Source organism: Bacteroidota bacterium (assembly GCA_021300195.1).
GTDB lineage: Bacteria > Bacteroidota > Bacteroidia > J057 > JAJTIE01 > JAJTIE01.
Genome location: JAJTIE010000018.1, coordinates 73,602 through 84,150, shown reverse-complemented (window position 1 = coordinate 84,150; position 10,549 = coordinate 73,602). Strand labels below are relative to the sequence as shown.

Below are 10,549 nucleotides of genomic sequence, written 5' to 3'. Positions count from 1 at the left end.
ACTTCTCCAAGAGACCTTTCCTTTTTGTTCTCTATGTTTTCTCTTCACCTAATCCATGTTCCACGTGGAACCATATGATGTACTAGTAGTGGGTGCTGGCCACGCTGGGTGCGAGGCCGCCGCCGCCGCCGCAAACATGGGCTGCAGGGTTCTGCTCGCTACCATGAACATGAATACCATCGCCCAGATGTCTTGTAATCCGGCCATGGGGGGCATCGCCAAAGGCCAGATTGTTCGCGAGCTGGATGCCCTGGGCGGATATTCGGGGCTGATTACGGATCGAACTATGATCCAGTTTCGCATGCTTAACCGGAAGAAGGGGCCCGCCATGTGGAGCCCCCGGGCACAGAGCGACCGCATGCGCTTCGCCGAGGCCTGGCGTCTTACCCTGGAGGGAATAGCTGGCATTGACTTCTGGCAGGAGATGATTACCGGCCTTGTAGTCAAGGATGGCAGATGTGTCGGCGTCCGTTCGGCCATGGGGCGCGAGCAGTATGCACAAACCGTCATTCTTACCAATGGTACCTTTCTGAATGGCATCATCCATGTAGGTCACACCCAGTATTCGGGGGGGCGCAGTGGCGAGCGTGCTAGTAGGGGCATCACCGAGCAGCTGGTGGAATTAGGCTTCGAGAGTGGCCGCATGAAGACCGGCACCCCGCCCCGCGTGGACGGACGTAGTATTCGATATGAGGCCCTGGAGGTACAGGAGGGAGACGAACCCGCAGGGCAGTTCTCTTACCTGGATAGCCCACCCCTACTTACCCAGCGCCCCTGCTACATTGCCTACACCAATCCCAGGGTGCACGCCGTACTGGAGGAAGGCTTTGAGGCATCCCCTATGTTCTCTGGCCGAATTCAGGGGCTGGGTCCGCGCTATTGCCCCTCTATCGAGGATAAGATTGTTCGGTTTGCAGACAAGGATCGTCATCAGCTCTTTGTAGAGCCAGAGGGCTGGCATACGGTGGAGGTCTACCTCAATGGTTTCTCCAGCTCGCTGCCCGAGGAGGTGCAGCTCAAGGCACTGCATCTGGTAGAGGGCTTTGAGCGTGCTAAGGTCTTTCGCCCAGGCTATGCCATCGAGTATGACTACTTCCCGCCCCATCAATTGCAGCTCAGCCTGGAAACGCGCTTGATTCAGAATCTTTACTTTGCGGGCCAGATCAATGGCACTACGGGCTACGAGGAGGCGGGTGTCCAGGGAATGATGGCCGGAATTAATGCCGCCCTGCGTGTACGCGGCGAGGATCCGTTCATCCTTGGCCGAAATGAGGCCTATATCGGTGTGCTAATAGACGACCTGATACACAAGAGTACCAGCGAGCCATACCGTATGTTTACCAGCCGTGCCGAGTACCGCATTCTCCTGCGACAGGACAACGCAGACCTCCGCCTCACAGAAAAATCCTATCGGCTAGGCTTGGCAAGCGAAGCGCGCTACCAGCGTGTGCAGGACAAGCGAAGCCAGACCCAGGCCGTACAGCAGCTTTTTAGGCAGATATCGATAGAGCCTGAGCAAATAAACGGTTGGTTAGCCGCTCAGGATCTATCGCCCATACGCCAGAAGCTTAGGGCGGAGCAGCTGCTGATGCGACCAGAACTGACAATAGCACAGCTACGTACCTTTAGTGCTACGCTGGATGAGTCTCTATCGGCATTCGACCCTGCCCATCTGGAGCAGGCGGAGATAGAGATTAAGTATGCAGGATACGTAGATAAGGAGCTGGCTATGGCAGAGAAGATGCTACGCCTGGAGGATATGCGGTTGCCTATGGCGCTGGACTATGACCAGGTGGGATCTTTGTCTAACGAAGGAAGGCAAAAACTGAAGCAACTGCGACCGGAGACGCTGGGGCAGGCCAGCAGAATTTCGGGCGTACGTCCCTCAGATATTAGTGTGCTCATGGTGCACCTGGGCCGATAGCAGTCCCTTGATGAAATGTGCTTGCGGCGCATAATCTGACAGACGGTCGTATCCATCGGCCTCTATAGCCTGTACCACTATCCGCCATTTTTCTGGTCCGCCCAGTTTTCGCAGCATTTGTAGTTCCGCAGGTTTGGGTTTGGTTAGTAGATACTTGCAGCAGCGTGCATTTGGTAGCCAATTGGTTTCCATCATCAGCTGGGCGAACCGGTCGGGGCTGTTCATCCAGCTGTGGTTCAGCTGGTCCTCCAGTTTGGGGTCTGCTAGCTGGCTTTCTGCTACGTATAGCTTGAGCAGGCTCCGCACTCCCTGTTGCTCCAGGAAGTTTGCCACGCATGCCTCATGCGCACCCGTTACACGCATGTCATCTATGATTAGCACAGCTTTGTCTGAGAGCTTGGTGCTTGTGTACAGCTGGTTTTCTCGCATAATGGCCTGCCTCCCGGCCTCTTCTAGCGCCCCGTAGTCTTGGGGAAAGATGGTTCTTCGGTGTAGCGAAAAAACACTTAACTGATTGATATTCTGTGATTTACGCCATCTGTTCAGCTGATTTACCACGGTGTAGAGCAGGAGCTGTGCAGCGGTGGGCACCGCCTTGTAGGCAGAGGCGGAGATCCACAGTTCTTCTTTTGCTACATAGCTTGGGTTCTCCTGGATGGCCATTTCGGCCAGGGCTTTTCCAAGCAGGCGTGCGCTTTCTGCGTGGCCGTACTTATAGCGGCTGTACAGGTCCGCAGGAAAGTCAGGCTGTCCCCAGGGGGATTCTTGTTGGTCGAGCGTATAGCGGGCCTGGCGGAGGAACTGCATGTTGTAGATAGCGTGTCCTTGGGTACAAACTTAAGTCTTAATTTGCTGTCGGCTATCGCCATTTCTGGCCTGCCTACCTGTATACGTGAATACGGCTCTCTATCTACACATTCCGTACTGCAAGCAGGCCTGTAGCTATTGCGATTTCTACTTTACCACCCATCCCGGGCGTAATGAGGCTGCGCTGGTGCAGGCATTGGCTTCCGAGTTTCGCATCCGGCATACACAGTTCGGGCACCCGGCTGTAGATACCCTGTACATAGGCGGGGGCACCCCCTCGCTTTTGCATCCAGACAGCTTGGCACAGCTGTTTGCGGCCTTGGGGCAGGCTGTACACCCCGGCAAACTGCTGGAGTGCACCCTGGAGGCCAATCCGGATGACTGTACACCGGAGCGCATTGCTGCCTGGAGCGCCTTGGGTATAAGTCGGCTCAGCCTGGGCATTCAGAGTTTTCAGCCCCAGATACTCGCTTGGATGAACCGGGCACACACTGCGGATCAGGCGCAGCAGGCGCTGGAATTGGTGGCGGCTTCGGGCCTGGCGTTTTCGGTAGATCTAATTTTTGCAGTGCCTGGCCGAGATATGGCGCGTTTGCGCCAGGATGTAGAGCTTCTCTTAGCTTACCAGCCCCTTCATATCTCTATCTATGGTTTAACAGTTGAGCGCAAAACGCTTCTGCATCATTGGGTTAGCACGGGTCATACTCAGCTGGATGAGCAGCAGTATGTGGCAGAGTATACCTGGCTACACCACCGCCTTTCAGCAGCAGGCTATGTGCACTATGAGTTAAGCAGCTATGCCCAGCCCGGGCAGGAGGCCGTACACAATGCCCGCTACTGGGCACAGCGCCCCTACATAGGGCTAGGTCCCTCGGCCCATGGCTACGATGGGGTCCGACGGCGTTATGAGAATGTGCGTTCTCTGCCACGCTATCTGGAGGCCCTGGGTAGGGGCCAGCTGGCACAAACGGAGGAGGAACTGGACGACGAGGCTTTGTTTATCGAGCAGCTGATGACCCGCTTGCGCACGGCCGGGGGACTACCTTTCTCCATACAGCACCATCCTGCCTGGCGGCGCGTGCATACGGCTCGTATGGCGGCGTGGGTAGATTCGGGCTTATTTTCCGTAGGCCCAGCTGCCTGGCATCCAACAGTAGATGCCTGGCTTATCCTGGATCGACTCATTGCAGATCTGTTGTAACTTGCGGTATAAATGGATGTCGTTTCCCTGCTGAATCGGGTAAAGCGCCTGCGCATTGCTACACGCCTTGCGGTGGAGCAGCCTACCGTGGGCCTTTTCCGTACGGCCATGCGTGGCCAGGGTATCGACTTTGAGCAGGTGCGGCCTTATCAGCCTGGCGACGATGTACGCCGTATAGACTGGAACGTATCGGCCCGGCATGGGCAAACGTACATCAAGGAATACCGCGAGGAGCGCGAACTGAATATGCTGCTGATGGTAGACCAGAGCGCCAGCGGCTTGTTCGGCACACCGCAGCAGCAGAAGAGGGACATCATCCACGAGATAGTCACCATTCTGGCCTATGCTGCACAGGAGCATCAGCATCGGGTGGGCTTGCTGGCCTTTACGGACCAGGTAGAGCAGTACCTGAAGCCTGCCAGGGGAAGGCACCAGCTTATGCAGCTGCTAGAGCGGCTACTGCAGCCTCCTGGATCTACGCAAACGAAATTATCTGTGGCCGCAGAGGCTGTTCTGCGCCTTCACCCCAGGCGTACGCTCCTCGTGCTCATCTCTGATTTGCTGGACACGAACTATGCTTCCACGCTGCTCCAGCTGCACCACCGGCACGAGCTGGTTATCATCCGGCCCTATCACCCCAGCGAGGAACCACACGCCCTACAGGGTATCCTGCCCCTGCAGGACCTGGAGAGCCGCCGTACGGCCTGGCGTGTGCACTGGCTGGGAGGGCGCAGTAGTGCACGCGCCAGCGCCTATCAGCAGCGTGTGGGCGAGGCACAGGCCTTTTGTAAAAAGTACGGCGTGCCGCTGCTCTCTGTAGATGTTTCTGTGCCCTACTACCGTCAGCTCGAGGCCTTTCTTACACGAAAAGCCCGCCCCAGCCTATGAGCAACCCCGCCCGATGGATCTGCCTGCTGGTGCTGTGTGCGCCATACACGCTCCCTGCACAGGACGTTAAGCTACAATTCCACTGGCAGGCCGATAGCCTCTATCTGGCCCGGCCCATCGGTCTATCCGTTCTGCTACAGCATCCTGCCGATCTTCCCGTAGAAATCGAGGTGCCTGATGGGGGTAGCTGGGAGCTTATGAAGCAAGCGCGCTATGTGCTAAACCCCACAACGGACAGTTTGTACTTTCTGCTGCGTGTATGGCAGCTTACACCCTGGCAGCCCTTTGTTCTGGACTACCAGTACCTGCACCGTGGTAGCCTGGTGCAGCAGCGGGCTACCAGCCCTACCCTGCCTGTCCGCTCGCTGCTGCCGGAAAACGCCGATACCTTGTCCTATCGGCCCGATCTGCGCTTACTCGCACAGGCCGATACAGACCAGCAGCCCGCGCCGGTTACTTCCGGCTGGTATTGGCTGCTCGGGGGTGCACTACTTGCGCTACTACTGGCCCTGCTGGCCCGGCGGCCCCTTTACCGCCTATGGCGGCGCTATCGCCTACACAGCGCTTATCAGCGCGGGCTACGCCAGCTGCGGCAATGCCAGGCCCTGATGGAGACCGAACCGGCGCAATACCTCACACGGGTCTCTCACCTCTGGAAGGAGCAGTTGGGTAGTCAGCCTGAGTGGTTCAGCCTGACACCCGCAGAGGTACAGCAGGCCCTGCCCCGCCTCCGCCTGCCCGACAGCCTTGTGCTCTACCAGTGCGAGTGCATGCAGACCGAGGCCATATATGGCCGAAAACAGCCCCCCGTCGATCAGCTGCGCCAGCTGCATGCGCGGCTACAGGCACTATACAAAGCACACTATCTACAGGCCCGCCATGAGCTTTGAGTATCCCTGGATGTTTGCCTTTGTGCTGGGGCTACCTGCGCTCTGGCTCTACCGCAGGTTTCGGCGCCGGCGCCGCATAGCCCTGCAGTATACCTACGCGCCTGCCCCTGGGCCCGGCGGCTGGCTGCTGAGTGTACTGGTACCCGCCTGCTATCTACTAGCCTGGCTCCTGCTAGTTGTGGCACTGGCCCGGCCGGTACGCTACGTGCGTACTGCTCAAGACACTGGCCGCGGCCTGGAGGTGGTGATCATGCTGGATATATCTAGCAGTATGCTGGCTACGGACTGGAAGCCCAACCGGCTGGCAGTGGCGCGCCACGCTATCAGCCAGTTCGTTCAGCAGCGCCCGCAGGACCGTATAGGCTTGGGTCTATTTGCTCAGCGGGCCCTGTCATTTGTGCCCATTACACAAGACCATCCCTATCTGCTAGCCCAGCTGGCAGAGGTACATGTGGGCATGATACCCCCGGCAGGTTCCAATCTGGGCGATGCCATTGGCCTGGGCATCCAGCGGTTAAGCCAGGCTACGGCTTCGGATCGTATTTTAATCCTGGTAACCGATGCACAGAACAATACGGGCATGATGGACCCAGAGGCGGTGGCCCGCTATGCACGGGCACATCAGGTAGCCGTGCAGGGTATTTATCTGGGCGACACGGCTGACGCGCAGTCTGCACGAAACTATCTTCGCCAGATATGTAGTCATACGGCTGGCCGCATCTACACGCCCGGGTACCCCCAGGATATGGCTGCATCCCTCCGCCACCTGGATCAATATCTGCAGGCCAACCGAATGCCGCGCTATGTGCAGCAGGCAGTGCTACTGCACCGGCCCATCCTGTGGCTGGCATTGGGCTTGTGCTTATTGGCCGCGGTGCTACAGTTTGTGGGATTGGCCAATCCCATAGAGCAATAAATTTGCCCGTGTAGCAGCTATTTCCGGTTCCTGTAGCCCTGCACGGAACTTTTGAGGTGGTTTCTTGCCTTACCATCCCATGTTTTCAAAGGGACAGGCGGCAGAAATAACCGAGTACCTGGGTCGGCATGTGCAGGCTCCGGTAAGCCTGTATACCTATGCAAGGCAAAAATGCTTTCGCGATCGGTTTGTCAAAAATGTGTGTAACAGCGAGTGGACAGCACGTTTTGCCGCGCATTTTGCTGCCTGTAGTTCATCCATCCGCTTGCACCAGCAGGAGGTAAAGAGCCTGGATGAGCTGGACAGCGCCTTGTACATCCGCTGGCTACCCGCTATACGCCTGCTGGGCGAGGTAGACCACCACATACGCTACTATGGCATCCCGTCCGGCTACGAGCTGAATTCTTTTCTGAGGGCAATAGCCATGACCTCTGGGGCCGAAACCAGCCTTTCTTCTTCTGTTGTGCACGAGCTGCAGGCCATAGATGAGCTGATTACCCTGGACGTGTTCGTTACGCCCACCTGCTTCTACTGCCCGGTAGCGGCCCACTTGGCCAATCAGTTTGCCATCGTAAATCCCTACTACATTCGCACGAACATCGTAAATGCCACGCAGTTTCCGGAGCTGGTTGCGCAGTACGGAATCCGGGGTGTCCCTCGCGTGATTATTAACCAGACCTTGCACCACACCGGCGTTCCAGACGAACGACTGCTGCTCGGCCTTATTCGCCAGTCGCTCCGCCAGCGGCGGCAGGTTTACTAGCCCGCTCGTAGCTGCGCCAGTATAGGAAAGCAGCCAGCGCTGTGAGGCTGCACAGCAGGGCTATGAGCAGAAAAAGCGCGTTCCACGTGTACTGCCGCAGCAGGTAGGCCGCCACGATGCCACTGGACAAGGCACCCAGATAGCCAGCCCCATCTATCAGGCCCACAGCCGTAGCCGAGGCCTTCTTGGCTCCCAGGTCCAGCGCAATGGCACCTGCCAAAAAAGTATAGGGCCCGATCAGCAGAAAACCCACTACCCCAAGCCCTACCAGGCTTGCCCACAGTGAGCTGCGCTGCCCGGCAGCATAAAATGCCAGGCTGATGAGCAGCAGCAGGACCATGGAGCCCAGTATAAGGGCTCCTCGCTTGCCACGCGCCCATCTATCTGTGCCAAAACCAAAGATCAAGGCCGAAATACCTCCCACAAAGGAAAAAATGGCACTATAGCGGGCCGCCATTCCAGCGGCCATCCCACTGATTTCTTCCAGATAAAGTACACTCCACTGATTAATCAGCTCCCGGGCACCCGTTAGACCAAAACTCATGAGGGCCACTAGCCAGAAGGCGTGATGCGAAAAGAAGGGCTTTATCAGCCGAAGCATGCCGTAAGCTTGCGGTTTGTCCCCAGCCTCGCCAAAAAGGTTTTGTGGATTGATGCGCGCGGGCGGTAGTTTTTTCTGCTCGGGCGAGCCGGGCAGCATCCACCAGGTAATCAGCGCTACAGTGGATAGTACGGCGGCACTAAAGTAAAATATCCCACGCCAGCCAAAGCCATCCTCAATCAGGTAACCCAGGAAAATGCGTGCCAGGCTGTCTCCAAACAAGTAGCTGAGGCTGAGGATACCCATTATCTGGCCGTAGTGCCAATAGTTGAACCAGCGTGCCACACTCTTTACCAGGGCTGCCCAGCCCATGCTCTGGGCCAGCCGGTTTGCCCCCCACCCAATAAACAGCGTACCAAAGCCCAGCGCCAGGCCCATGTACAGGGTGGCCACTACCGAGAGGACCATGCCCAGCACAAACATCAGCTTGCCTCCGATAAAATCGCCCAGTATTCCATTCACAACCTTGCCGAGCATATACATACCCAGCCCAAAACTGCTTATCCACTGGATGTGGGCCATGGTCAGGCCCATCAGTGCATACTCCTTTAGTAGCAGGGGTGTTACCACCGCCCAGTTGGACCGGCAGATATAGTAGCCCATATAGCCCAGCAGCAGCAGGCTGGTGGTAAGCATGTGCCAGCCTGTAAAGCGGAGGAGGCCGGCGGGGGCCAGGCGGTCTGCCTTCATACACCGCAAGATAACGCAATGCAGGCCCACTGCGTACAACCACACTCAGTCAAACACATTCATTACCCAAAACAAACAATATGGCACCCCTGCGCACCCCTATTTTCCTACTCCTCACCCTACTGGCGAGGTTGTCTTTTGCCCAAACCATCTATACCGACGATGGCGACATTGCCTATGTGAATGCCAGCCCAGCTGCCAACTATACCGTAACCAATGCAGTATGTAGTGGCCAGGGTGGTTCCATTCAGCTCTCTGCTGCCAATGTGATTGGCACCGAGACATTTACGCCCGAAGACTTACAGTTTGCCGTTTTTCCGGCCTCTACCACTGCTACCCCTGCCAGTCCGGGTTGGGTAGACCACACCTTTGCCGGTGCTACCATCTCGGGCCTGTCCGCAGGTAGCTATGACCTGTATGTTCGCCTGAACTGCGGTGTACATTCCTGTCCACTTCTTTGCGCCGCATGTAACATTGGCACCATTCATGATGATGATTGGCAGCGCATAGCCACAAATGTAAGTATATCGGCCTCCAACAACCAGATCCAGGCAGCGGCACCCAGTGCATCCGCCTCTGCCTGCCCCGGCAGCACCGGCCAGATAAATATTGGTGGCATCACGGCCAACTATAGTTATGCGGAGTCGGACCTTCGGCTAGGCCTGTACTCAGCTGCCACAGGCGCTTTTGTTGCGGGCCAGCTGCATACACCGTCTGGCGGCCAGGTCAGCTTTACGGGCTTGGCACCCGGTGCCTATCGGGTTTATGCCTGGGATGTAACCACACAGGCCACCACTCCGGCAGACAATAACCAACCGGGCTGCTACAACCAGTTGGGTGGCACTATTGCCGTAGGGCAACAGCTAGCTTTTACCGTTAGCCAATCAACTACTCCGGCCGGTTGCCTGGGCAATGATGGCTCAGTAGAGTTGACCATTAGTCCCGCCGGCACCTATTACTTTTATGACGGAAACACCTGGAGCCCCGTAACCAGCAACCCCTTTACACTGGATGGCTTTGCGCCCAATGCCTATACCGGCCCCTATCAAATATCTACCAGCAGCGGTGGTGGTGCATGCGATTATACCCTCAGCTTTGTTATAAACCAGGGTAGCCAGCTGCCATTTTCTGTACAGCACACCACTACCGCAGCTAGCTGCCCGGGTGCCACAGATGGGTCGCTTACCCTGTCACTTAGTCCGGCCGGTAGCTACTATATGCAGCAGGCAGGTCAGGCATGGGTACCCATCCCGGCCAATCCCTATACCTTGTTCGATTTACCCGCAGGTACCATCAGCCTGGCTGTTTCCAATCATCCGAGTGGCGCCAGCTGCGCGAGTTCACTTTCTGCCGTTGTACCTGGCCCTGCGGCATTCGCCGGTATGGCAGAGGCCCGCGCTACCGGAGAAATTATGGCCACGGCCAGCGGTGGCACAGGCGTGCTTCGTTTTGGTGTAAGTACGAATGCCAATCCTCCCACCAGCTTTTTGCCCAGTCCGCTTCAGGATTTGCCCGCGGGCACCTATCAAGTATGGGTGCAAGATGCGAATAGCTGCCAAGCCCAGATAGCCAGTGGTATAGAAGTGAGCCAGCTTACCGCTCGTGCCAAGGGTAGTACGGGCCAGCTAGCCTGGACACTCTATCCCAACCCCAGTAGCGGGCAGCTACAACTGAGTGGTAGCCAGCCACTGGCTGGTGCCTGGATAGAAGTAGTAGATCCCCTTGGGCGCACGGTACAGCGTCATACCATCGATACCGCTATACTGCCCTGGCGGCAGAGCATCGGTATTCAGCAGCCGGGTGCCTATAGTATACGGCTGCATACGGCCAATACTACCGTAGCCCGAACGGTGCTTATTCACTAGGTCG

The 10,549-nt window shown here is 57.1% G+C and carries 9 protein-coding genes; 7 read left to right on the top strand and 2 right to left on the bottom strand.

Annotated elements, in window-relative coordinates; translation table 11 throughout:
* Positions 1-55 precede the first annotated feature (55 nt).
* Entirely contained in the window at positions 56-1,924 is a 1,869-nt protein-coding gene (gene mnmG / locus LW884_04630; GenBank protein MCE3007622.1) for a tRNA uridine-5-carboxymethylaminomethyl(34) synthesis enzyme MnmG, read from the top strand.
* Here mnmG and LW884_04625 read toward each other — a convergent pair.
* Entirely contained in the window at positions 1,886-2,731 is an 846-nt protein-coding gene (locus tag LW884_04625; GenBank protein ID MCE3007621.1) for a phosphoribosyltransferase family protein, read from the bottom strand. The two genes, mnmG and LW884_04625, sit on opposite strands and share 39 nt — an antisense overlap.
* A gap of 85 nt (positions 2,732-2,816) precedes the next feature.
* Here LW884_04625 and hemW point away from each other — a divergent pair, with 85 nt between their 5' ends.
* The 5 genes from hemW to LW884_04600 all read left to right on the top strand — a co-directional run bounded on the left by hemW (position 2,817) and on the right by LW884_04600 (position 7,389).
* Positions 2,817-3,932: a radical SAM family heme chaperone HemW gene (gene hemW, locus LW884_04620; protein MCE3007620.1), complete on the top strand. Its 1,116-nt coding sequence runs from the start codon at positions 2,817-2,819 to the stop codon at positions 3,930-3,932.
* A gap of 12 nt (positions 3,933-3,944) precedes the next feature.
* Complete coding sequence (locus LW884_04615) at positions 3,945-4,820, top strand: DUF58 domain-containing protein (protein ID MCE3007619.1); 876 nt, start codon at positions 3,945-3,947, stop codon at positions 4,818-4,820.
* Entirely contained in the window at positions 4,817-5,710 is an 894-nt protein-coding gene (locus LW884_04610) for a hypothetical protein (protein ID MCE3007618.1), read from the top strand. Before LW884_04615 ends, LW884_04610 begins: the two co-directional genes overlap by 4 nt.
* Entirely contained in the window at positions 5,700-6,626 is a 927-nt protein-coding gene (locus LW884_04605; GenBank protein MCE3007617.1) for a VWA domain-containing protein, read from the top strand. Before LW884_04610 ends, LW884_04605 begins: the two co-directional genes overlap by 11 nt.
* 79 nt (positions 6,627-6,705) lie before the next feature.
* A complete protein-coding gene (locus LW884_04600; GenBank protein ID MCE3007616.1) occupies positions 6,706-7,389 on the top strand; it encodes a thioredoxin family protein in 684 nt (227 codons plus the stop codon).
* On the opposite strand, the gene LW884_04595 is transcribed toward LW884_04600, so the two are convergent.
* A complete protein-coding gene (locus tag LW884_04595; protein ID MCE3007615.1) occupies positions 7,349-8,680 on the bottom strand; it encodes an MFS transporter in 1,332 nt (443 codons plus the stop codon). The two genes, LW884_04600 and LW884_04595, sit on opposite strands and share 41 nt — an antisense overlap.
* Before the next feature lie 80 nt (positions 8,681-8,760).
* On the opposite strand from LW884_04595, the gene LW884_04590 reads away from it, so the two are divergent.
* Positions 8,761-10,545 (top strand): T9SS type A sorting domain-containing protein, encoded by a 1,785-nt coding sequence (locus LW884_04590; protein ID MCE3007614.1) that lies wholly within the window; start codon positions 8,761-8,763, stop codon positions 10,543-10,545.
* Positions 10,546-10,549: the final 4 nt, after the last annotated feature.

What these genes read in the sequence shown, in the direction of transcription:
- mnmG (MCE3007622.1), top strand. Translation starts at nt 56, where the DNA reads ATGTTCCACGTGGAACCATATGATGTACTAGTAGTGGGTGCTGGCCAC.
- LW884_04625 (MCE3007621.1), bottom strand. Translation starts at nt 2,731, where the DNA reads ATGCAGTTCCTCCGCCAGGCCCGCTATACGCTCGACCAACAAGAATCC.
- LW884_04615 (MCE3007619.1), top strand. Translation starts at nt 3,945, where the DNA reads ATGGATGTCGTTTCCCTGCTGAATCGGGTAAAGCGCCTGCGCATTGCT.
- LW884_04610 (MCE3007618.1), top strand. Translation starts at nt 4,817, where the DNA reads ATGAGCAACCCCGCCCGATGGATCTGCCTGCTGGTGCTGTGTGCGCCA.
- LW884_04605 (MCE3007617.1), top strand. Translation starts at nt 5,700, where the DNA reads ATGAGCTTTGAGTATCCCTGGATGTTTGCCTTTGTGCTGGGGCTACCT.
- LW884_04600 (MCE3007616.1), top strand. Translation starts at nt 6,706, where the DNA reads ATGTTTTCAAAGGGACAGGCGGCAGAAATAACCGAGTACCTGGGTCGG.
- LW884_04595 (MCE3007615.1), bottom strand. Translation starts at nt 8,680, where the DNA reads ATGAAGGCAGACCGCCTGGCCCCCGCCGGCCTCCTCCGCTTTACAGGC.
- LW884_04590 (MCE3007614.1), top strand. Translation starts at nt 8,761, where the DNA reads ATGGCACCCCTGCGCACCCCTATTTTCCTACTCCTCACCCTACTGGCG.